Origin of the sequence: Caballeronia sp. LZ035 (assembly GCF_031451175.1) — a bacterium.
Lineage (GTDB): Bacteria > Pseudomonadota > Gammaproteobacteria > Burkholderiales > Burkholderiaceae > Caballeronia.
Genome location: NZ_JARUXS010000002.1, coordinates 963507 through 986444 on the forward strand (window position 1 = coordinate 963507; position 22938 = coordinate 986444).

A 22938-nucleotide genomic window follows, 5' to 3' on the forward strand; every position below is an offset into this window, starting at 1 on the left:
CAGTCGGAACGTGCGCGTGCTTTCCGCTCGTGAAGCGGTGCGGTCGTGCCTGCGTCCGGGCACTCGTGTTTTCAGATACGGACGAGAAGCTGCATCAGCATCTCGTCGTGCAACCGTCCCTCGGCGAAGATCGCGTTGCGCTCCAGCCCGAACTGCTCGAATCCGAGCGAGGCATACAGCCGTATCGCGGCTGCGTTGTCCGCATTCACGGTCAGGTTCAACTGCGTGATCCCCGGCGTGCGCTGCGCGAAGGCGATGGCTTCATTGAGCAGGCTTCGGCTGATGCCTTTGCCTCTCCTGTCCCGGGCGACATACACGCCCCAGACGAAGGCCTTGTGACTCAACTTCCGTAGAGCCTCGCGCTTCACGCCCGCGATGCCGATCAGGCGTGATCGTTCGAAGCAGCCCAGAACGCCCTGGTCGTCGCTCGTCTCGAGCATGCGCTCGACATGCAGCGCGGAGCGATCCACTTCTTCTTCATGACTCGATGCAAACGATGCCGGACATTCGCTGAGTCCGGCGAGTCGCAGTGCCTGGAACGAGGTTGCGTCGGCTGCGGTGAGAAGGCGAACAAGCATGGCGGCTCCGCGAATCGATGAAGGCGATGAAGGTGACGATCCTTACTCATGGCTTTCGAAGAGAACATCTTTCCGACTTCGTTCGCGACAAGCGCAGCGTCGCCACGCGCTTGCCATCAAGTTCCAGGCATGCGCGCCGACATACGTTCGAAGGAACGCGGCACGGCACAGCGCGTCGTCACAGATGCGCCCGCAGCCACTGCCACGCGAGCGGTCCGCAGATCACGCTCCATGTCATGACACCGATCACGAGCGCCACGGTGACTGCCGCGCTGCCGCAGTCCTTCGCGCGGCCGGACAGTTCATGGCGTTCGAGCGAGATGCGGTCGATGGCCGCCTCGATGCTCGAATTGATCAACTCGACCAGCAGCACGAGCAGCACCGAGGCAGCCAGCAAGACGCGCTCGGCGCTCGTGACCGGTACGAGGAACGCGATCGGCAGCAGGACCACTGCGATGCACACCTCCTGACGGAATGCGCTTTCTTCGCGCCACGTCGCGACGATGCCGTCACGGGAATGGCGCAACGCGAAGAAGCCGCGCAGCAAGCCGCTGCGTTTGCCGTTGCCCGGCTTGGAAGAAGGCATGGCCTTGGACGATGACGAAGAAGTGGAACGAACCATGTCGCGTATGTGGCATTTGTGTTGAAGGAAATTGATGCAGATACAAATTGTTTCAAATTATGCTACTGTTGCGCCCGCTGTTTCGCGACAAACGTGCGTCAAGCGCTTGACAGACAGCAAAAAAACAACAACGGACCGTGCCTTGCCGCCGTATGCCGCATGCATCTTTCGCTTCTGCACTGTGCCTCAGAAAGTCATTGCAGTCCGGGCCTGCGCCATCGCGACGTTGCCGCCTTCCGCGCGCATCGTTCGACCTCTTTCCGTTCATTGCCTTGCCGCTGCCTGCAGCGCGGCGCTCGTCGTCCCGTCTCACATCATCAAGCACGCAGCCTTGAAGCACGCGGCGTGCGGCCGTAAAACCCGGAAGCTGATCTGTCGATGAAACCAGTCGTCTCGTTCTGCCTGTCTCTCACGCTGGCCACCAGCGCCCTGTATGCCGCCGTGCTGCCTGCCGCGCAACTCGCGACGCCGGCCGCAACTGCCGTGAATCCTGACGCGTCTTCGAACGCCTCCACGATCCATGTGCCGTTCGCGGCGCTCGGCGCCTATCAGGCGATGCATCTGCGCGGCCTCGAAGATGCGCGGTCCATTGCGCTCGGCGTGCGGCTCGACCGCGTGGTGACCGGCGCGCGCCTGCGTCTGCGCTATACGTATTCGCCGTCGCTGGTGTTCCCGCTGTCGCACGTGAAGGTCTCGCTCAATAACGAGGTGATCGCCACGGTGCCCTTCGACAAGGATCACGCCGGCTCCATGGTCACGCAGGACATCGTGCTCGATCCGAAGCTGCTGACCGACTATAACCAGTTCGGGCTGCGCTTCATCGGTCATTACACGCTCGATCATTGCGAGGATCCGGCCAACACCGCGCTGTGGGCCGACGTCAGCCCGACCAGCGAATTCATTCTCGACACCGCGCCGATCAAGCTCCCCGACGATCTCGCGCTGCTGCCCGCACCGTTCTTCGATGCCCGCGACGTGAGCCGTCTCACGCTGCCGTTCGTGCTGCCCGCTTCGCCCGACAACGCGACGCTGCGCAGCGCCAGCGTGCTCGCGTCGTGGTTCGGCGCGCTCGCCGACTATCGGCAGGCGCGCTTTCCCGCGTTGAACACGCTGCCGACGGACCAGCACGCGGTGGTCATCGGCACCCGCGCGCAGTTGCCCGCGAACCTGAAGCTGCCGGCCATCGATGGCCCGACGATCCTCGTCGCCGACAACCCGGCGTCCACGGACCGCAAGCTGCTCATCGTGACGGGCAACGACGCGGCGCAAGTCGACGATGCCACCGCTGCGCTGGTGCTCGGCCGCACGGCGATGTCCGGTGCATCGGTGAAGGTCGCGCACGTGGATATCGGCAAGCCGCGCGAACCGTACGACGCGCCGCGCTGGATGCCGACCAACCGGCCCGTGAGCTTCAAGGAACTCGTCGACGATCCTGCGCAACTGCAAGTGACGGGCGGTGCGCCCGACGCCATCCGCCTGAACCTGCGCGTGCCCGCCGACCTGTTCTCGTGGAACAGCGCGGGCGTGCCGCTCAACCTCCGTTATCGCTATACGGCGCCGACGGTGCAGAACAATTCGGCGCTGGCCGTCGATATCAACGAGCAGCTCGTCAAGTCGTTCCGCCTGCCGGCCGCCAAGAGCGATGACAGCCAGGGCCGCTTCAGCCTGCCGATCCTCGCGAGCGCCAACAACGGCGCGAACAATGCGCTCGACATTCCGGCGTTCCGCGTCGGCAGCTCCAATCAGTTGCAGTTGCGCTTCACGCTTGAATCGCAGAAGCAGGGCGTGTGCGCGGGCGTGGCGTCGAATCCGGCGCGCGCGGCCGTCGATCCGGACTCGACCATCGACTTCTCCGGCTTCGTGCATTACGCGCAGCTGCCGAACCTCGCGTTCTTCGCCAATAGCGGCTTTCCGTTCACGCGTTACGCGGATCTCGCGCAGACGGCCGTCGTGATTCCGGACCGGCCCGCCGCGAACGAACTCGAAGCTCTGTTGACGATGATGGGCCACATGGGCCAGTGGACCGGCTTCCCGGCGTTGCGCGTGAGCATCGCGCGTCCGGGCGACGTGCCGGGGCTGGCACAGAAGGATCTGCTGGTGATCGGCGGGGCGCCTTCGTCGCCGGTGTTCGCGCGTTGGCGCGATGCGTTGCCGCTTTCCATCGCGAGCACGGTGGCCAATCCCGATCAGACCGCGCAAGGCGGCATGGCGCGCGCGTCGTTTTCGATCGGCGAACGCTGGCGCGATGGCAAGCTCGTCACGCACGGCGGCGCGTCGCTCGATCAGAGCGGGCCGATTGCCGCGCTGATGGGCTTCGAATCGCCGGGCACGAAGGGACGCAGTGTGGTCGCGCTGGCCGCGACGGGCGCCGGCCGTCTCACCGATCTGCTCGACGTGCTGGAGCGGCCCGACCGCGTGGCGCAGGTGCAGGGCGATGTGTCGCTGGTGCGGCGCGGCGGCGTGGACAGCATGCGCGTCGGCGATACCTATCTCGTGGGTTATGTGCCGTGGTACGCGAAGCTGTGGAGCCGTCTGATGCTGCATCCGGTGCTGCTCGGTTTGCTGGGTGCGCTCGCGGGGCTGCTGATCGCGGTCGGCGCATTCGCCGCGCTGCAGGAACTGGCTGCACGCCGCCGGGGCATCTGAGCGATGAAGCGCATCCCCGGACTCGAGCCGATCCTGGCCCTGGCCGCGTCCGCGGTCTTGTTTGCGGTATTCGCGGTAGCTGCCGTGCGCTGCGGTGGATGGCGGCTCGCACTGGCGCGACGGAGCAGGTAAATGAAGGCTCTGTTTGTCAGGCGCGGGTGCGCCGCTGTGGCGATGGTGTTCGCTTGCGTTGGTGTGGCGGGTGCGCCTGATGCACACGGCGCGACGAACGCGACCAACGCGACCAACGCGACCAACGCGACCAACGCGACCAACGCGACCAACGCGACCAACGCGACCAACGCGACCAACGCGACCAACGCAACCAACGCAACCAACGCAACCAACGCAACCAACGCGAGCAACGCGACCAACGCAACGAACGCAACCAACGCAACCAACGCAACGAACGCAACGAACGCAACGAACGCAACCAACGCAACGAACGCAAACAAAACACCCACCGCCCCCCGCATGACCAACCCCACCGCGCCGCGCACCTGCGTGCCGGCCGCGAACGCCGCACCTCCTTCAACCTGGCCACGCTGGGAAGCCTTCAAACGCGACTTCGTTTCGAACGAAGGCCGCGTGATCGACGTCGGTTCCGCCGATGCGCGCACCGTCTCCGAAGGCCAGTCCTACGCGCTGTTCTTCGCGCTGGTGGCGAACGACCGCGCGAGCTTCGACACGATTCTCCGCTGGACCGAGGACCAGCTGGCGCAAGGCGATCTCACGTCGCATCTGCCCGCCTGGCTGTGGGGACGCGACGACACCGGCAAGTTCCGCGTGCTCGACACGAACGCCGCATCGGACGCCGATCTCTGGATTGCCTACGCGCTCATCGAAGCAGGCCGCGCGTGGGGCGAGCGCAGCTATACGGCGCGCGGCGCGGCGCTTGCCCGCCGCGTGCTCGACACCGAAGCCGCGCAGTTGCCGGGTCTCGGTCTCACCCTGCTGCCCGGACCGGTGGGCTTTCATCCCGCCGCCGATACCTGGCGCGTCAATCCGAGTTATGTGCCGTTGCAGGTGCTGCGTGGCATTGGCGTGTCGCTGCCGGACGATCCGCGCTGGCAGCGTCTCGCCGCGACGAGCGCGCGCCTGCTGACCGACACGGCGCCGCACGGCTTCTCGCCCGACTGGGCGCTGTATCGCGTGCAAGGGGGCTTCGCGCCTGACGAGGACACGCAGGCCGAGAGCGCCTACAACGCCATTCGCGTGTACCTGTGGGCAGGTCTGCTCGATGCCGCCGATCCGGCGCGCGCAGCGCTGCTGGAACGCTTCGCGCCGTTCGCTGCGTATATCGCGGAACACGGTGCGCCGCCCGAGCGCATCGATACGCGCAACGCACAAGCCGGCCCGAACGACGGCAACGCGGGCTTCTCCGCCGCCGCCGTGCCTTTCCTGACGGCACGCGGTGAGACCGCACTCGCCGATGCACAGGCCGCGCGTGCCGCGAACGCCGTCGCGCCGGGCTATTACACGAGCGTGCTGACGCTGTTCGGCCTGGGCTGGCGCGAAGGCCGCTATCGCTTCGACGCGGACGGCCGCCTGCACGCCGCATCGCTCGATGCACGCGTGTGCGAGGGTGCGAAGTGAAGCACACGCGCCCGATCTCGTTCATACGGCTGCATGCGGCACTGGTTTCGCTGAGCGCGATGTGCGCGTTGCCGTGCGCCGTGATGCCGGCGCATGCCGCCGACTCGCGCGCGCCGGTTCAGAAGGCGCACGATCCCGCCATGCCCGTGCTCGCCGAGCGTCTCTACGGCACCGCGCGCGCGTGGGGCAACAAGCATCGCGACGACCTGGCGCTGCAAGCCATCGACAAGGCCTTGCTGATCGCCCCCACCGATCCGCGCTTGCTGGCCGAACGCGTGCGCATCCAGTTGCGGCTCGGCCAGGCGCAGCAAGCGCTCGCCACGCTCACCCGCATGAAGACGCTCGCGCCAGACGCGCTGCTTACGCGCCAGCTGGACGACGAGTATCGCGTCGCTGTGAGCGGCCGTCAGGAAATGGCGGCTATCCGGCTGTTGTCGCGCAGCGGCCAGTCCGATGAAGCGGCGCGCCGGCTCGGCGCATTGTTCCCGCACGGCGCGCCTTCCGGCGCGCTCGGCGCGGAGTATTACCAGATCATCGCGGCGACGCCCGCGCGACGCCAGGAAGCACTCGATGCATTGCGCCGCCGCGTCGCCGCCGATCCCGCCGACGTCGATGCCGCGCAGACCCTGGCGCGCCTGCTCAACAGCAGCGACGCGACGCGTGCGGAAGCGAACCGCATTGCGTGGAATCTGGCCACGCGCGACGACACCGACCGCAATGCCGCGCTCGATGTCTGGCGTCACGTGCTGCAATCGGCGGGTGCGGATGTCGCGTATCTGCCGTCCTTGCGCGCTTATCTCACGCTCGTGCCCGACGACACCGAATTCAAGGACCGCGCCGCGCTGCTCGACGCGCGCGTCGAGGCGCAGCGTGCGCTCGAACGCGATCCGGACTACATCGCGCAACAACGCGGCCTCATGGCGCTGACGCGCGGCGACCTCGCCGCTGCGGCACCCTTGCTCGCGCGCGCGGCGGCAGCGCGTCCGAACGATGCGGACGCGGTCGGCGGCCTGGGCATGCTGCGCATGCGCGAGGGCAATCGCGACGAAGCGCGCGCGTTGTTCGAACGTGCCGCTTCGCTGGGCGGCGACGATCGCTCGAAATGGCAGAGCCTCGCGCGCACGGCGCTGTTGTGGGGCACGCTCGCGCATGGTCGCGATGCGGCCGCCGCCGGCCGGCCCGCCGATGCTGAGCGCTATGCGCGTCAGGCGCTGACGCTCGATCCGGGCAACGCCGACGCCAGCGTGCTGCTCGCCGATGCCTTGCTCGCGCAGGGCGACTTCAGGCATGCCGAGCCGCTGTTGCGCGCGCAGCTCGCTGGCCGCGCGCCGAGCATGTCCGCATTGCGCAGCACGCGCACATTGCTGGAGAGCACGGGACGCGCCGATGAAGTCGAACCGCTGATCGCCGCGTTGCAGACGCGCTTTACGTCCGCTGAAGATCGCCAGAGCCTGGTCGAGATGCGCGCGGACAAGGTCGCGTCCGACGCGAAGCAACTGGCCGATCAGGGCCGCAACGGCCCGGCTGCGCAGCGCTACGAGGCGTCGTTGCGCATCGAGCCGGATCAGCCATGGACGCGTTTCGCGCTGGCGCGCCTCTATCAGAACCTGGGTCTGCCGCAACTCGGCCGAGCCGTGATGGATGACGGTCTGGCGCGCGCGGAACAAGGCGAGAAGCAAGGAGAAAACGCGGCACAGATGCGTTACGCCAGCGCGCTCTATCGCAATTCGCTCGACGATCTCGCGGGCGCGCAAGCGGCGCTCGCAGGCATCCCGGAGTCCGCGCGCAGCGACGCGATGCGCGCGCTGTCCCGCAACCTCGACGCCCAGCAAGCCTTGCTCGATGCCCGCGCGGCCGACGCGCGCAACGACACCGACGCCGCGAAGCATGCGCTCGCCCGCGCCGAAGCGCTGTCGCAGGACGATCCGAACCTGCTTGCGTCGGTGGGCTCGCTGTATATCGATCATGGCGAGACGCAGCGCGGTCTTGCGCTGATGCAGGACTGGATGAACACGCATGCCGCAGCCACCGATGCCGACGTGCGCCTGCGGTACGGCGACCTGCTCGGCGGCGCGCGCCGCGAAGACGCCTTGGCGGCGACGCTCGCCACGGTGCGTCGCGACCCCGCGCTCACACCGCGTCAGGCTGAACGTCTGGAAGATCAGGCGCTGCGCATGACGCTGCGTCAGACCGACGACGCCATCGACGCAGGCGACTATGCGCGCGCGCAGACGCTGCTTGCCAACGTGAGCGCGGCGGGCCGACGCGACAAGCGCTATGCCTTCGAAGTGGCCGATCTGGCGCGCGTGCAGGGCGGCTATGCGCAGGCGCGCGCCGCGCTCGCGCCGGTGCTCGCCGCCGCGCCCGACGATGCCGAAACGCAGCTTGCCCTCGCGCGCGTGCTCGGCGACGACGGCCAGCGCCGCGACGCGCTCGCGCTCGTGCAACGCGTGGTGGATGGCGCCGCGCCCGACGATATCGACACACGTCTTTCGGCGGCGCGCCGTTACGCGGCGCTGCATCGTCCGCTGGCGGCGCAGGCGATCACGCAGCCGTTGCGCGTCGCGTATCCGGCGCGGCCGGACGTGACTGTGCAGGCGGGGCGCGTCGCGGAAGACCTCGGCGCATACGAGGAAGCGGCGTCGCTGTACCGGCTTTCGCTGGATCAGGAGCGCGCGGCGGGCATGACGCCGGGCTTCAGCACGCCGGCGGGCGCGTCCGGTTTTGCAAGCGGCTACGCTCAGGCACGCCCGACGCCCGCGCAAGCCGCCCTCGACGACCTCGACCAGCGGCGCGATCCCGAAGTGGAAACGGCGTGGATTCCCGCCTACAAGTCCGGCGATGCGGGCGTCTCGGCGTATCGCGCGCAGCAGGTGCCGATCTACGCGCAGATTCCGTATCGCTACGACGGGCATTTCTTCGTCCACGCCGATGCCGTGCATCTCGATGCCGGCACGCTCGACATCAGCGGCATCGACCGGACTTCGGCCACGCCGAGCCTGCCTTACGTGGTGCAGACCTTCGGCACGAACGCCGGCTTCTACGACGGCACCGCGCAGTCAGCGGCGCAACTGGCCCAATACCTGAAGACCTCGCCGGTCACGACAGGCGATCTGCATCAGCACGCCAACGGCCTGGGCGGCGGCGTGGGCTATCAGTCCGATGCATGGCGTCTCGATCTGGGTTCATCGCCGCTCGGCTTCCCGGTCCACTACCTGGTGGGCGGCGCGCGCTACAAGTTCGATGCGGGTCCGGCGAGCTTTTCGGTATCGGCCTCGCGCCGCGCGGTGACGAGCAGCGAACTGTCGTACGCGGGCCTCACCGATCCGCTCACGCACGTCACCTGGGGCGGCGTGCGGCGCGACGGCATCGACGTGCACATGGGCGTCGACTTCGGCCGCGTGAGCACCTTCGCGGATCTCGGCGCAGGCGTGCTGAGCGGACGCAACGTCGCGAGCAATCAGGAGTTCATCCTGCGCACGGGCTTCACCGTGCCGGTCTATGAACGCGGCACGATGCGCGTGCTGACGGGCCTCGTCGGCAATGCCTGGCATTACACCGACAACCTGCGCTACTACACCTTCGGACAGGGCGGCTATTACAGCCCGCAGCGCTATCTCTCGCTGGGCGTGCCGATCGAATGGATGGGCAAGCGCAATGACTTCCGCTGGGACATCACGGCGACGGTCGGCGTCTCCAATACCTATGAAAAGGATTCGCCGTACTTCCCGAACGGCCTGCCGAACACGCCCGGACTGAGCCAGACGAACCTGGGCAACCTCGTGTTCGGCGGCAGCTCGACGCGCGGCGTCGGCTTCTCGTACGGGCTCGGCGCGACGCTTGAGTATCGCGTGAATCCGCAGTTCGTCGTGGGCGGGCGCGTGAGCATCGACCACTCGCACGACTATGCGCCGAGTTCCGGGATGATCTACGCGCGCTTCGCGTTCTCGCCGCGCAAGGACGAATACCGCATCGGGCCGCAGCCGGTGCGCCTCTATTCGAGCTATTGACATGCATCCGAACCCCCTGGGCGACGCGCGCGACGCGTCATCGACAGCAGGACAGACCGAAGTGAGCAACGAGACCCATCGCAGCGGCGAGAGCGGCGTAAGCGGCGGAACGGGCGTGTTCGCCGCGCTCGCGCAGTGGCTGCGCAGACGGCTGACCGCAGGCGAACACACGGCGAGCCGGCTCGCCATCGACGCTTTGCCCGACGATCTCGCGACGCTCGTGCCGGGCGCGCTGCATGCCGTACACGTCACGCCGGGATCGCCGGAATGCGACGCGCTGATCTGGTCCAGCGCGCGCGCCGCGAACACGCGCCACGTGACGGTGGTGCTGGCGCGAGGGCGGGCGCAAGCGGCGGTACGCCTGCGCGAACTCGGTTTCTCCGGCGCGGCGGCAGAGGGCTGGCCGCGTCATCTGAACGTGCTGGCGATGCCCGCCGATGCGCCCACCGAAGCCGACGCGGAAGCCCCCGTAACCGAGCCGCCCGCGTTCGCGCGACTGTTCGGCGGACTGCGCGCGCTGAAGCGTTTTGGCTTGCGGCGCGGGGCGCTGGTGTTGGTCGAAGGCGCCGGGCGCTGGTTCAGCTGGAACGATCCGGCCGCGCTGGCGCGTGAAGGACGTCTGCTGTCGGGTTGGTGCGCGTCGCGCGGCATCACGATGGTGCTGCTGCTCGGCCCGAACGCGGGCGAGGAACAAGACGACCTCGACGACGCCCAGCCGCACGCCGGCCGAAGCGAACTGAACGGCGCGTGCGCGGGTGTCGCGCGGGTGCGCCGCTCGCATGGCGAACTGCTGTGGCAAGTGGATTTCTGGCGCGCGGGCAAGGCGCTGGTCACCGGCGACGTGCGCGCGCTGCGTTTCGCCGGCGATGGCCGCCTGAGCGTCGCGCCGCAGGAACGCGTTGCGACGGATCAGGCCCCGCAGCAGGCGCGTCTGGCTCGCGATGAACAGCGCGTCGTGACCTGCCGCGCCGTTACCGGCGATCAGGCTGGCGTGCCGCGCGACTGGGACGTGCTGACAGACCGCGATGCCGTCGTCGCCGCATGCGAGGGCGCGCGTGGCGCGACCGTCGTGCTGGCGTATCGGAACCGCGCGGAACTGGACGCGCTGTGCGCCGCCGTGCATACGCTGCGCCGTCGCTGCGGCCGCGCGCTGAAAATCGCGGTGGTGGAGCGCGGCGAAGTGCTGCGTCACCAGTACGAGCTGCTGATGCTGAGCCTCGGCGCGAATCTGGTTGTCGGGCGCGACGTGCCGTTCTCGCGGCTCGAATCGCTGTTGCAGTCGCTGCAAGGACAGCTCTATACGCGCGCGCTGGTGCCGGACTATCGCACGGCGCTGGCCGCGTCGCTCGCGGATGCCGCGCTCGGCTATCTCAATCTCGCGGCCTTCTGCGCGCATACCCACGGTGCGCTGGCGCGCGGCGCGATGCTGCGTCTGCCGCACGTACTGGCCCGGCTGACGCTGCCGCCCGCGCTTGCGCACGTCGAGGCGCTGGGTCAGTGCCATCCGCGCCGCGCCGGCGATGTCTTCACGGCGGACGCGACGCATCTCTATGTGTTCCTGTTCGGCTGCCGTCAGGCCGATGCGGGCGCCGCGCTGGCGCGCATCTTCACGGCGCCGCTGGAGCGCATCGCGAAGGACGTGACCTATCTGGCGAACGAGCAGATCGAAGCGGCGTTGCAGGCGCTCGAAGCGGCGAACCGGCGCGCGCCCGCTGCGGACTATACGGATCTGTTCGCGGCGTCTGCACGACCGCAGATTGCACACGCTGAGCAAGAACCGCAAGCCGCCGATCCCGTCGAGCGCGCCCGCGCCGAGCTCGCCGCCATCGAACACGCGCTGCACGAAGACACGCGCCGGCACACGGCACTCGACGAACTGCACGGCAAGCAACGCGTGCGCCGCGCGATGCCCGCGCGCATGCCGCTCGCTGAACCGAGGAACTGAACCATGGACATCCTGTTGTTCTCCGTGATGATCGGCGCGCTCGCGGGCGTGCCCGCGTGGATGATCTGGCAACGTGCGAGCGCGCGTCGTGGCCTGGCGGATCTGCGCGGTTTCGATCCCCGCGATGCGGTGCCGTGCGTGCTCGAACCGGTCGTGCTCAATGCGCGCCTGCTGCCCGAGCGCAACGACGAGGCTCGCTCATGAAAACCATCGCCCTGATTTCCACGGCAGGCGGCGCGGGCCGCACGACGCTGACGGCCGCGCTCGCGACCTTGCTGGCCCGCGCGGGACGCGAGGTGGTCGCGCTCGATCTGGATCCGCAGAACATGCTGGGCGCGCATCTCGGACTCGATGAATTGCCGCCGTCCGGCATCGCGCAGGCGCTCACCGACACGACGCGTCACTGGCACGATCACACCTTCCGCAACGAAGACGGCGTGCTGTTCGTGCCGCACGGCCAGGTGACGCTCGCCGAAGCCGCCGCGTGCGATGCCCGGCTCGCCGCGCAGCCGCGCTGGCTCGAACGCGCGCTGGGCGAGATCGGCTTGCCGGAGACGGGCGTGGTGCTGCTCGACACGCCGCGCTACCCGTCGCCCCAGGCGGACCACGCCGTGCGCGCCGCCGATCTCGTGCTGTGCGTGACGCCGCCCGAGCCCGCAGCCTGCGCGACGCTGGTCGCGCGTCTGGCCGCGCTGCGCGAAGCCTGCGCCGACGTGCGGCTGGTGGTGAACCGGTTGAACCCCGCGCGCGAGATGCAGCGCGATCTGCTGGCGATGCTGCGGGTCGCTTCGCACGGCGCGTTGCTCGCACAGCGCATCCATGTCGATGCCGCGCTGCCCGAAGCCTTTTCGCGCGGCGCGTGGCTGTTCGACGAAGCGCCGCATTCGCAGGCATCGCACGACCTGCATGGGCTCGCGCATGAACTCGATGCGTGGTTGCCCGCGAAAACAGCGGATGTAACGGCATGAAGCCCTTTCGCAAGCACGCCATCGACTGGATCGCGCGCGGACTCGGCGTGCCGGACACGCGTTCGGCCATCGACTGGTGGGTGCGCATTTTCTTCAAGCCGCCGCGCGCGGGTCGGCGCGATATCGCGCGTGAACTGCTGCGGGCCTTCGTGCTGGCGTGGGCGCGCGAGTGGGGCGTCATGGACGTGCGCAATCCGTGGGCGTGGCTCCTGCGCGCGTTCGTGCGGCCGCCGCGTGCCGACGCGAAGAGCGTGCGCGTGCGTCTCGCCGCCGTGTCGCGCGTGCTTGTAAGGGTGTGGACGCCCATCGGACAGTCACTGGCGTGGGCGAAACGCGCGATCGACACGCAGATCGACAAACTGCCGTGGTCACGTTGGGGCGCGCATCTCGAAGGCGGCGCGAACGGTCTCAGCCGCGTGCGCTTCCTGCTGCCGGTGCTGGCCGCCATCGGGCTGCTGCTGTGGGCGCTGGTCGGTACCTCGCCGCTCGCGGGGCACGGCCAGTTCGGCTTCTTTGCCGTGCTGATCGGCGTGGCGCTGGTCATCCGCCGCATTCCCGGACGCATGCCGGTGCTGATTCTCGCGGGCATCGCGCTGCTCGTCACCGCGCGCTATGTCTGGTGGCGCACCACGCAGACGCTCGACTTCCGCACGCCGGGCGAAGCGGTGGTGGGTTATGCATTGTTCGCCGCGGAAGCCTATACGTGGATGATCCTGCTGTTCGGCTTCATCCAGACCGCCTGGCCGCTCGACCGCAAGGTGTCGGCGCTGCCCGCCGATCCCGCCCTGTGGCCGAGCGTCGACGTCTACATTCCGACCTATAACGAACCGCTCGCCGTCGTGAAGCCGACGCTGTTCGCGGCGCAGGGCATCGACTGGCCGGCGGACAAGCTGCGCATCTATCTGCTCGACGACGGCCACCGTCCCGAGTTCGAGGCGCTCGCGCGCGAGGCGGGTATCGGCTACCTCACGCGCGACGACAACCAGCACGCAAAGGCGGGCAACATCAACCGCGCGCTCGCGAAGACGCAGGGCGACTACATTGCAATCTTCGATTGCGATCACGTGCCCACACGTTCGTTCCTGCAAGCAACGATGGGCACCTTCTTCGCCGATCCGAAATGCGCGATGGTGCAGACGCCGCATCATTTCTTCTCGCCCGATCCGTTCGAACGCAATCTCGGCACCTTCCGCCGCGTGCCGAACGAAGGCAGCCTGTTCTATGGGCTCGTGCAGGCCGGCAACGACCTGTGGAACGCCACGTTCTTCTGCGGCTCGTGCGCGGTCATCAAGCGAGCGCCGCTGGAAGAGGTGGGCGGCATTGCCGTGGAAACCGTGACGGAAGATGCGCATACGGCGCTCAAGCTGCATCGGCGCGACTATACGACGGCGTATCTGCCGACCGTGCAGGCCGCGGGGCTTGCCACCGAATCGCTCGCGAGCCACATCAAGCAGCGCACGCGCTGGGCGCGCGGCATGGCGCAGATCTTTCGCATCGACAATCCGTTCATCGGCCGGGGCCTCGGCTTCTTCCAGCGCCTGTGCTACGGCAACGCGATGCTGCACTTCTTCTACGGCATTCCACGCCTGGTGTTCCTCACCATGCCGATGTGGTACCTGTTCTTCCAGATGTACTTCATCAACGCGGCGGCGACCACGATTGCCGGCTTCGTGCTGCCGTACATCGTGATTGCGAACATCGCGAACTCGCGCATGCAGGGCAAGTACCGCCATTCGTTCTGGGCCGAGGTGTATGAGTCCGTGCTCGCGTGGTACATCGCGCTGCCGACCACCATCGCGTTCTTCAGCCCGAAGCACGGCAAGTTCAACGTGACGGACAAGGGCGGGCGCATCGACCAGACCTATCTCGACTGGGCGATGAGCAAGCCGTATCTGATCCTGCTCGGCCTGAACGCGGCGGCGATGGCCTTCGGTCTCTACCGCCTCGCCTTCGACGCCGGCGACGAAGCCGCGACCATCCTGATGAACGTCTTCTGGACGCTCTACAACCTCGTGATGCTGGGCGCGGCGGTGAGCGTCGCGCGCGAAGCGCGGCAGGTGCGCGTCACGCATCGCATTGCGATGAACATGCCCGCCACGCTCGTGCTCAACGACGGCAGCACGGTCGCGTGCCGCACGAGCGATTACTCGACGGGCGGTCTCGGTCTCGTGGTGGAAGCGGGTGCTCTGGACCTGCGCGCGGGCGACACGCTCGGCGTCGTGGTGACGCGCGGCGAGCGGCCGTTCCATTTTCCGGTGCGCGTGTCGCGGCATGCGGGCGCGCATCTGGGCGTGCAGTTCGATGCACTCACGCTGGAGCAGGAGCGCCGGCTCGTGCAATGCACGTTCGGCCGCGCGGATGCATGGCTCGACTGGGAAGATCACAGCGAGAAAGATGCGCCGCTCAAGGGCCTGAAGGAAGTGCTGCTGATGGGCTTCGAAGGCTATGCGCGTCTGTTCGACGGCGCGCGGCGCACGCTGCTCGCGTGGCTGGCGCTGGACCGGCCGCGCTATTGAAAGCGGCCTTCAAAAGATTTGCACGACGCGCCGTTCAGCGAGCGGCGCGTCAAACAAGAGCACGACAATGACATTCTGGAACCTGTATTTCATCATCAAGCTGGCGCTGTTTTCCACGGGCCATCTGCAACCGCTGTGGTGGGCGAACATTGCGTTCGCGCTGGCGCTCGCGATGAGTTCGCCGCTGCGCGCGCAGCTGTGGCGCGCGGTGCGGCTCGTCGCCGGACTGGCGATTGGCCTGCCGCTCATGTATCGCGAGGCGAACGTGCCGCCGTTCGCGCGCATCGTCGAGGAGTTCGGCAATCTGCGCACGTTCAGCTTCGACTACTGGCTCGAACTGCTGCCGCGCTTTCTTCCGCCGATGCTGATCGTCCTCGCGCTGTGCGGGCTGGTTGCGTATCTCGTCGTCAACCGCTGGCTGCGCGTCGCGACCTTCGTGATCATTGCGCTGCTCGCGCTGCCGATGTGGCAAGGCGCGAACGCCGTGCTCGCGCGCCTGCACGCCGCGCCGCAAGATACGGCCGTGGCTGCCGCGGGCACCGGGCCGTCCAGCGGGCCGCTGGACTATAACGCGACGCTCGCCGCCTTCCGCGCGAAGGAATCGCAGCGACAGGTGAGCTTCGGGCATCTGTCGGCGGATCAGAAGGAACAGTTCGATGTCATCGTGCTGCATATCTGCTCGCTCTCGTGGGACGACCTCGATGTGTCGAAGGAGCGCAATCACCCGTTCCTTTCGCACTTCGATTATCTGTTCACGAACTTCAGCACGGCCGCGAGCTATAGCGGCCCCGCCGCGATCCGCGTGCTGCGCGCCGCGTGCGGACAGGAAGCGCATGCGGACCTGTACAAGGACGCGCCTGCACAATGCCACCTGATGGCCGACCTTGCGCAAGCGGGCTACACGCCGCAAGTGACCTTCAATCACGACGGCCACTTCGACAACTTCACGCAGGTGGTGAAGGACAATCTCGGCGTGCCGAACGTGACGATGGTGCCCAACACCGGCGCGCAGGTCGGCATGCATGCGTTCGACGGCTCGCCGATCATGGACGACTACGGCACGCTGGCGAACTGGTACGCGCAACGCGCGCAGGTGCCGGGTCCGGTCGCCCTGTACTACAACACCATCAGCCTGCACGACGGCAACAAGCTCGCCAACAGCAAGCTTACGAGCCTGGAGTCGTATCCGGTGCGCGTCAACAAGCTGATGAGCGACTTCGATCGCTTCGCCGATCTGATCCAGCAATCGGGCAGGCGCGCGGTGATCCTGTTCGTGCCCGAACACGGCGCGGCCCTGCGCGGCGATAACAATCAGGTCGCCGGCCTGCGCGAGATTCCGACGCCGTCCGTCGTGCATGGACCGGTCGGCGTGCGTCTGGTCGGCTTCACGGGCAATCATGGGCCGACCACCGTCGTCGATCAGCCGACCAGCTTCCTCGCGGTCTCGCAGTTGCTGTCGAACCTGGTGTCGAACAGCCCGTTCAAGCCGGGCGTGACGCTCTCGCAATACGCGGCCAATCTGCCGCAGACGCCGATGATCGGCGAGAACGAAGGCACCGTCACGATGAAGACGGCGAATGGCTATGTCGTGAAGACGCCGGACGGCGTATGGCTGGAGCAGAAATGAGCGATGCGTTGCATGGCGCGAAGCCGCCGCGCGGGCAGCATGATGTCGCGGCGCTGGCGCACAAGCTGGAAGGGCTCGACGCCGCGCGTTATTTCGATGCCCAGGCCGACGACGAATACCGCGCGGCGCTGCAACGCTGGGCGACGCTCGCGCGGCTGATGGGTCTCGCGCCTGTGTCGGCGCGGGGCGTCGCCGAACACGAAACGCCGCTTGCTACCGTCCGTTGAACGGCCCGTTGCAGCGCCTGCTCAGAACGGCTTGTACGGCAGGAACTTGCCGTCCAGCGTGATGACCGCCCGCGATCCGCCTTCCGGGTCGTCCACTTTCTTGATGTCGATGCGAAAGTTGATCGCGCTGATGATGCCGTCGCCGAACTGTTCATGCACGAGCGCCTTCAGCGTCGTGCCGTAGACCTGGACCATTTCGTAGAAGCGATAGATGGTCGGGTCGGTCGGCACGTTGCCGGGAATGCTGCCGCGCAAGGGGATGGTTTGCAGCAGCGCGGCGGCGTCGGCGTCCATGCCGAGCTTCTCGGCGACGCTCTGCGCGGCCTGTTCGGGCAGCGGATGCTGGCCGAGTATCGCGGCCGTGACGTAGGGCACGCTCAGGCCGGTGCCTTCCGCGAGTTCGGCATAAGTCAGGCCCAGGCGCGCCTTGGCCGCGACGAGCGCCTCGCTCAGCGTGGCACGCGACAACGACGAGATCTGCGATTGCATGACGTTTCCTCCTGTCGATTCGAACAGCGGGAAACACAGTTGAACACTTCAAAAATCCACGTGCTGCGGCGAATATTGGCCGGCTTATTTTCGGGCTTAGAATCCGCACCATTCGCCTTCGCTTTTTCCAAAACGATGTTCGCACCCGCATCGCAGTTCGCGCTGCGCGCCAAGCAACGAGAGATCGCCTCGTTGCAGCTTCTGGCCGACCGTATCGAACTCGTCGATCTCATCGGCCGCACCATTCACGTCCTGCAACGCGAGCGCGGCATCACGAGCATCTTTCTCGCGTCCGGCGGCAAGCGCTTCAGCGAAGAACGCCTGACGGCGCGCGGCGAGCTTGCGCCGCTCGTCGTGCAATTGCAGGCGCATCTCGAACTCCAGCTCATGCCCGAGCGCGATGCGTCGTCGCGCATGCTCGCATCGATCGCGTGGGTGTTGCTCGACCTCGACTCGCTCGATGCATTGCGTGGACGGATCGACCGTCGCGGCATGTCCGCGCCAGCTTCCGTGCTGGCCTTCAGCAAGGTGATCGGCGGCCTGATGGAGCTGGTGTTCCAACTGGCCGACGGTGCACCCGAGCCGGCCATTTCGCGGCTGCTCGTCGCGCTGGTGCATGTGGTGCAGGGCAAGGAGGAAGCCGGACAGGAACGCGCGGTGGGCGCGCATATGTTCGCGTCGGGCGGCTTCCCGGCGGACCAGCAGCAGCGCTTGCTGCATCTGATCCACGCACAGGACCGCAGTCTCGAAGTCTTCGAGAATTTCGCCGATGCCGCGCAGGCCGACTGGTGGACCAGCCGTGCGCTCACGGCGCACGCAGGCGCGCTGATGCGGCTGCGGCGCATCCTGTGCAGCGCGCAGGCGGGCGAGACGCTCGATGCATCGCTGACCGACTCCTGGTTCGATGCCAGCAGTGCGCGCATCACCGACCTGTGGCATTTGCAACTTGCGCTGACGGCGCTCGGCCGCGCGGCGTGCGATGCCTCCATCGCGCTCGCGCAACAGGCGCTGCGCGACTCCGAAGCGCTGTTGCAGGCGTTGCGCGATACGCCGCCCACACACGCGCAGGCGCTCGATCATTTCTTCGCGGGCGATGGTGCGCCGGTCTCGTCGGACACGCTGATCGGCGCGGACCGCGCTACGGTCAGCAGCCTGAAGTCGGTGCTGGAGGCGCAGTCGGCACGGCTCGCGCGCATGGAAGTCGAACTCGACGAAGCGCGCCGCGCATTGCATGAACGCAAGCTCGTGCAGCGGGCCAAGCACGCGCTGATGGCGCGGCATGGCCTCAGCGAGGACGTCGCCTTCAGACTGTTGCAGAAGACCTCGATGGACCGCAACCGCTCGCTCGTGGAGCTTGCTGAAGAGATCCTGATCTCGCCGGAGACGGTGAGCTTCTCGCCGGGTCATGCGCGTGTGGACAAGCGCTCTTCCTGAGCACGCCTGCACTACATTGGTCCCGCACGATTCACCGAAGCACTCCCGCAGTGCAGCCGCGAACGCACGATCGGCACGCACGCCCCGTCATACCGTCATGAACGCTGCATGGTATGGAAGGTGCTTTTAGAGGGCATCAAGCTAACGGTGGTTTGATCGTCGCGCAGGCATCACGCTGCGCGTCAACCCGTGGATAACGAAGTCCGCGCACAAGGTCACGCATGCGAATGCGTTGCCCGTGCGCGGTTTTTTTTTGGCTTTTCAAAGCGAGTACACCCATGGCCTATCTGTCTCCCGCCGAGTTCGTTCCGAAGATGATCGATGCAGGCGAGTCCAAGCTGCTGATGTCCACCCGCGATACGCTGATCCGCGCCTACATGGCCGGCGCCATTCTCGCGCTGGCAGCGGCGTTCGCGGTCAGCATCACCATCAACACGGGCAATGCGCTCGTCGGCTCGCTGCTGTTTCCGGTGGGCTTCTGCATGCTGTATCTGCTGGGCTTCGACCTGCTCACCGGCGTGTTCACGCTCGCACCGCTCGCCGTGCTCGACGGCCGTCCCGGCGCGACATGGGGCGGCGTGATGCGCAACTGGTCGCTGGTGTTCATCGGCAACTTCGCGGGCGCGCTGACCGTGGCCCTGTTCATGGCCATCATTTTCACGTTCGGTTTTTCGGAAGCGCCGAACGCCATCGGACACAAGATCGGCGGGATTGGCGAGGCGCGCACGCTGGGCTATGCGGCGCACGGCGCGGCGGGCATGCTGACGCTCTTCATTCGCGGCGTGATGTGCAACTGGATGGTGTCCACCGGCGTGGTGGCGGCGATGCTCTCGACGTCGGTGACCGGCAAGGTCGTCGCGATGTGGATGCCGATTCTCGTGTTCTTCTACATGGGCTTCGAGCACTCGGTCGTCAACATGTTCCTGTTTCCGTCGGGCCTGATGCTCGGCGGTCACTTCACGCTGATGGACTATCTGCTGTGGAACGAGATTCCCACGGTGGTGGGGAATCTGGTCGGCGGTTTGACGTTCGTCGGCGCGACGCTGTATAGCACGCACTACAAGACCGCGCCGGCGCGTACGCCGGGTGCGCGTGGCGTGCGGGTGAGCAAGGCCTGAGCGCCAGGCGCCCTGATGGAGGGCGGCTGAAGCCGCTTGAAGTCCGTCCTCCGCGCCGTTGAATTTCATTCAACAAGTCATTTCTTTTTTGAACTGGCCGGCCCCAACCCGGCTGATTAACCTGATCGAAGTCGAGTCAGGCGAAGCCCGATCTCGCCGATGAACCCCTTCGAACAGGTGAGACATGAACGGATTGAAAATGCTGGGCGCGGCGTGCGCGTGCGCCGTTGCAGCGCTTGCGGCGATGCCCGCGCATGCCGTGAGCTGGGACTTCGCGACCGCCAACGCGCCCGGCAATTACCAGACCAGACTGGACGAGAAATTTGCGGCGGCCGTCGCCGCGGCCACGCAGAACGACGTGCAGATTTCCGTTCACGCCGGCGGGCAGCTGGGCTTCAAGGGCCCTGAAATGCTCGGTGTGATCCGCGACGGACTGGTGCCGATCGGCTCGTTCCAGTTCGCGCAGCAAGTGGGCGTCTCGCCCGTTCTCGGCGCTTCCTCGGTGCCGTATCTGGTGTCCGGCTTCGACGAGATGAAGACCTTCCGTACCGTCTCGAAACCCTACTACGACGCCGAATTCAGGAAGTTCAACCAGAAGCTGCTGTTCACGATTCCGTGGCCCGGCCAGAACATCTTCTCGAAGGCAGAACTGGCGAACGCGGACACCTTCCGCTCGATGAAGATCCGCACCACCGACCGCAACGGCAGCGACTTCTTTCGCAGCCTGGGGGCATCGCCTGCGCAGATTCCATGGGGCGAAGTGGTGCCGGCGCTGTCGACGGGCGTGATCAACAGTGTGTCGACGTCCACGTCGTCGGCGGTGGACGGCCAGTTCTGGGACTTCCAGAAGTTCTGCAATGTCGTCAACTGGCAGTCGAATTTCGAAGGCGTCACGGTCAATCTCGACGCGTGGAACAAGCTCAGCCCGAAAGACCAGAAAGCGATCGAGGAGGTCGCGGCGAAGCTCGAGCCTGAGTTCTGGGAAGCGGCGAAAGAAGAAGACGCGCGTAACTTCACGATGCTCAAGGCAAAAGGCATGGCCATCTACACGCCGCCAGCCGACGTGCGCAACGCCATGGCGGCGAAGGGCAAGGCGAGCTGGACCGCCTTCGAGCAGGCCGTTCCTTCCGCCCGGCCGCTGCTGGATCAATACCTGAAGGCGGCCGGCAAGTAAGCAGCCGCATCCTCTTTCTCGCACCGGCCACCGACCGAAGCGGAGCGAATCAATCATGGAAAACATCGAATCAGGAGCCCACGTCACGGGCTCCCGGAGCCGTGCGTTCGCGCAGAAGGCGTTGCTCGCGATCGACACGCTCGCGCGGCTCGACGGCTGGCTCGGCGCGCTGTGTCTGTTCCTGCTGTGTCTGCTGATGATCGCGGGCATCGTCGTCCGGACGCTGTCGAGCGTGGTCAGCTGGCTGCCGAAGGACATTCCGATCGCGTGGGAATACAGCTCGTACCTGATGGCCGTGACCTTTACCTTCGGCGCGGCGCTCACGTTGCGTGCCGGTGGCCACATTCGCGTGCGGATCTTGCTGTCGAATGCGTCGCCCGCGGTCGTGAACGCGCTCGAATGCATCTCGAGCGCGGCGGGTCTTGCCTTCGCCGTCTTCTTCTCCATCGCGATGACGCACTTCTCCTATCAGGCCTACACGCTCGACGAACGCTCGCTCGCCAGCAATACGCCGCTGTGGATACCAGAAGCTCTGGTCGCTTTCGGCGCGATGCTGCTCGCGTTGCAACTGCTCGCGCGCCTCGGCCAGCTGATGCTCGGCGAGCCGGTCGAAGACAAGAACCTGATCCGCTGAGCGCAGCGGCGATCACACGGAGGTAACGCATATGGGAACCGTACTGGCCACGATGGGCGTGCTGCTGTTCGGCGGGCTGTCCATCGGCATCTGGGTCGGACTGACGCTGGCGATCACCGGCTCGCTCGCGCTTTTCATCTTCAAGTCCATACCGGTCGACCGCCTCGTCGCGCAGTATGCGTGGAACGTGATGACCACACAGGAACTGCTGGCGCTGCCGCTTTTCATCGTGATGGGCGAGATCCTGTTCCGCACGCGCATTTCCACGTCGCTGTTCAAGGGACTCGCGCCATGGGCCAGTCTGTTGCCCGGCAAGCTGCTGCATTCGAACGTGATCGGCTGCTCGCTCTTCGCGGCGATCTCGGGGTCCTCGGCCGCGACGACGCAGATCGTCGGGCGCGTGACGCTTGCCGAACTCGACCGGCGCCACTATGACCGCCGCATCTCGATGGGCAGTCTCGCGGGCGCAGGCACGCTGGGTTTTCTTGTGCCGCCCTCGAACATCATGATCGTGTACGGCGTGCTCGCGCAGGTGTCGGTGCTGAAGCTGTTCGCGGCCGGACTCGTGCCCGCCATCCTGCTGGCGTCCTGTTTCATGGCGTGGATCATGATTCACACGACGTGGAACAAGAAACTGATCCCCGAGGAAGAGAGCATGGCGACGCTGCCGTGGAGCGAGCGCTGGGCTTCGCTCAGGCATCTCGCGCCGGTCTCGCTGCTCATCGGCGCGGTGCTCGGCAGCATGTACGGCGGGCTGGTCACGCCGTCCGAGGCCGCGGCGGCCGGCGTGGTGGGCGCGCTGGCGATTGCCGGATGCCAGCGCGACCTGAGCGTCGCCAAGCTCAAGGAAGTGGGCCTCGGCGCGGTGAAGACCTGCTCGATGATCGCGCTCATCATCCTGGGCGCGTCGATCCTCGGCAGCGCCTCGGCCTTTCTTGGCGTCGGGCAGGCGGCGGCGTCCTTCGTGCATCAGCTGCATCTGTCGCCGTTCGCGCTGCTGTTCGTGCTGTTCATCGGCTACATCCTGCTCGGCTCCTTCCTGGAAGGCTTTTCCATCATCGTCATCACCTTGCCCATCGTCCTGCCGATGGTGCTCGCCGCCGGCTTCAACGCGATCTGGTTCGGCATCTTCCTCGTGATTGCCGTGGAGATCGTGCAGGTGCATCCGCCTATCGGCTTCAACCTGTTCGTGATCCAGGGCATCACGGGCGAGAAGCTGTCCGTCATCACGAAAGCCACGCTGCCGTACCTCGCGCTGCTCATCCTGTTCGGCATCGCGCTGATTGCGTTTCCGCAGATCGCGCTGTGGCTGCCCGAACACCTCGGCATGAAATGAACGCAACGACCCTCCGCC

At 66.6% G+C, this 22938-nt stretch carries 17 protein-coding genes; 14 read left to right on the plus strand and 3 right to left on the minus strand.

Annotated features, from left to right (window positions below; all coding sequences use genetic code 11):
- Window positions 1–71: 71 nt before the first annotated feature.
- Window positions 72–578, minus strand: coding sequence for a GNAT family protein (locus QCE88_RS19965; protein ID WP_309905296.1), 507 nt, complete (start codon window positions 576–578; stop codon window positions 72–74).
- Between the two features lie 178 nt (window positions 579–756).
- Window positions 757–1200, minus strand: coding sequence for a diacylglycerol kinase (locus QCE88_RS19970; protein WP_409018167.1), 444 nt, complete (start codon window positions 1198–1200; stop codon window positions 757–759).
- A gap of 378 nt (window positions 1201–1578) precedes the next feature.
- Between QCE88_RS19970 and bcsB the strand changes: the two genes are divergently transcribed.
- The 9 genes from bcsB (at window position 1579) to QCE88_RS20015 (ending at window position 16735) form a co-directional block, all read left to right on the plus strand.
- Window positions 1579–3846, plus strand: a complete 2268-nt coding sequence (bcsB, locus tag QCE88_RS19975; protein ID WP_309905300.1) for a cellulose biosynthesis cyclic di-GMP-binding regulatory protein BcsB — start codon at window positions 1579–1581, stop codon at window positions 3844–3846.
- Window positions 3847–4320: 474 nt separating this feature from the next.
- Complete coding sequence (gene bcsZ / locus QCE88_RS19980; protein WP_309906534.1) at window positions 4321–5442, plus strand: cellulose synthase complex periplasmic endoglucanase BcsZ; 1122 nt, start codon at window positions 4321–4323, stop codon at window positions 5440–5442.
- A gap of 59 nt (window positions 5443–5501) precedes the next feature.
- The gene (locus QCE88_RS19985; RefSeq protein WP_409018193.1) at window positions 5502–9452 is read left to right on the plus strand and encodes a cellulose synthase subunit BcsC-related outer membrane protein; all 3951 of its coding nucleotides are present in this window, start codon (window positions 5502–5504) and stop codon (window positions 9450–9452) included.
- Between the two features lies 1 nt (window position 9453).
- A complete protein-coding gene (bcsE, locus tag QCE88_RS19990) occupies window positions 9454–11397 on the plus strand; it encodes a cellulose biosynthesis protein BcsE (protein WP_309905305.1) in 1944 nt (647 codons plus the stop codon).
- 3 nt (window positions 11398–11400) lie between these two features.
- On the plus strand, window positions 11401–11601 hold the full coding sequence (locus tag QCE88_RS19995) for a hypothetical protein (RefSeq protein ID WP_309905307.1): 201 nt from the start codon (window positions 11401–11403) through the stop codon (window positions 11599–11601).
- Window positions 11598–12365 (plus strand): cellulose biosynthesis protein BcsQ, encoded by a 768-nt coding sequence (gene bcsQ, locus QCE88_RS20000; protein ID WP_309905310.1) that lies wholly within the window; start codon window positions 11598–11600, stop codon window positions 12363–12365. The genes QCE88_RS19995 and bcsQ overlap by 4 nt, the downstream gene beginning before the upstream one ends.
- Window positions 12362–14881 carry a UDP-forming cellulose synthase catalytic subunit gene (gene bcsA / locus QCE88_RS20005; protein ID WP_309905313.1) on the plus strand — a complete coding sequence of 840 codons (2520 nt, stop codon included), beginning with the start codon at window positions 12362–12364 and terminating at the stop codon, window positions 14879–14881. The genes bcsQ and bcsA overlap by 4 nt, the downstream gene beginning before the upstream one ends.
- Before the next feature lie 67 nt (window positions 14882–14948).
- Window positions 14949–16508, plus strand: a complete 1560-nt coding sequence (gene bcsG / locus QCE88_RS20010) for a cellulose biosynthesis protein BcsG (protein WP_309905314.1) — start codon at window positions 14949–14951, stop codon at window positions 16506–16508.
- Window positions 16505–16735, plus strand: coding sequence for a hypothetical protein (locus QCE88_RS20015; RefSeq protein ID WP_309905315.1), 231 nt, complete (start codon window positions 16505–16507; stop codon window positions 16733–16735). Before bcsG ends, QCE88_RS20015 begins: the two co-directional genes overlap by 4 nt.
- 21 nt (window positions 16736–16756) lie before the next feature.
- On the opposite strand, the gene cynS is transcribed toward QCE88_RS20015, so the two are convergent.
- The gene (cynS, locus tag QCE88_RS20020) at window positions 16757–17224 is read right to left on the minus strand and encodes a cyanase (RefSeq protein WP_309905317.1); all 468 of its coding nucleotides are present in this window, start codon (window positions 17222–17224) and stop codon (window positions 16757–16759) included.
- A gap of 135 nt (window positions 17225–17359) precedes the next feature.
- Here cynS and QCE88_RS20025 point away from each other — a divergent pair, with 135 nt between their 5' ends.
- From QCE88_RS20025 to QCE88_RS20045, 5 genes are all read left to right on the plus strand, one after another.
- Window positions 17360–18658: a nitrate- and nitrite sensing domain-containing protein gene (locus QCE88_RS20025; RefSeq protein WP_309905319.1), complete on the plus strand. Its 1299-nt coding sequence runs from the start codon at window positions 17360–17362 to the stop codon at window positions 18656–18658.
- A gap of 278 nt (window positions 18659–18936) precedes the next feature.
- Entirely contained in the window at window positions 18937–19776 is an 840-nt protein-coding gene (locus QCE88_RS20030) for a formate/nitrite transporter family protein (protein WP_309905322.1), read from the plus strand.
- 184 nt (window positions 19777–19960) lie between these two features.
- Window positions 19961–20950, plus strand: a complete 990-nt coding sequence (locus QCE88_RS20035) for a TRAP transporter substrate-binding protein (protein WP_309905324.1) — start codon at window positions 19961–19963, stop codon at window positions 20948–20950.
- 55 nt (window positions 20951–21005) lie between these two features.
- On the plus strand, window positions 21006–21584 hold the full coding sequence (locus QCE88_RS20040; protein WP_309905326.1) for a TRAP transporter small permease: 579 nt from the start codon (window positions 21006–21008) through the stop codon (window positions 21582–21584).
- Between the two features lie 31 nt (window positions 21585–21615).
- Window positions 21616–22920 carry a TRAP transporter large permease subunit gene (locus QCE88_RS20045; RefSeq protein ID WP_309905328.1) on the plus strand — a complete coding sequence of 435 codons (1305 nt, stop codon included), beginning with the start codon at window positions 21616–21618 and terminating at the stop codon, window positions 22918–22920.
- Window positions 22921–22938 lie beyond the last annotated feature (18 nt).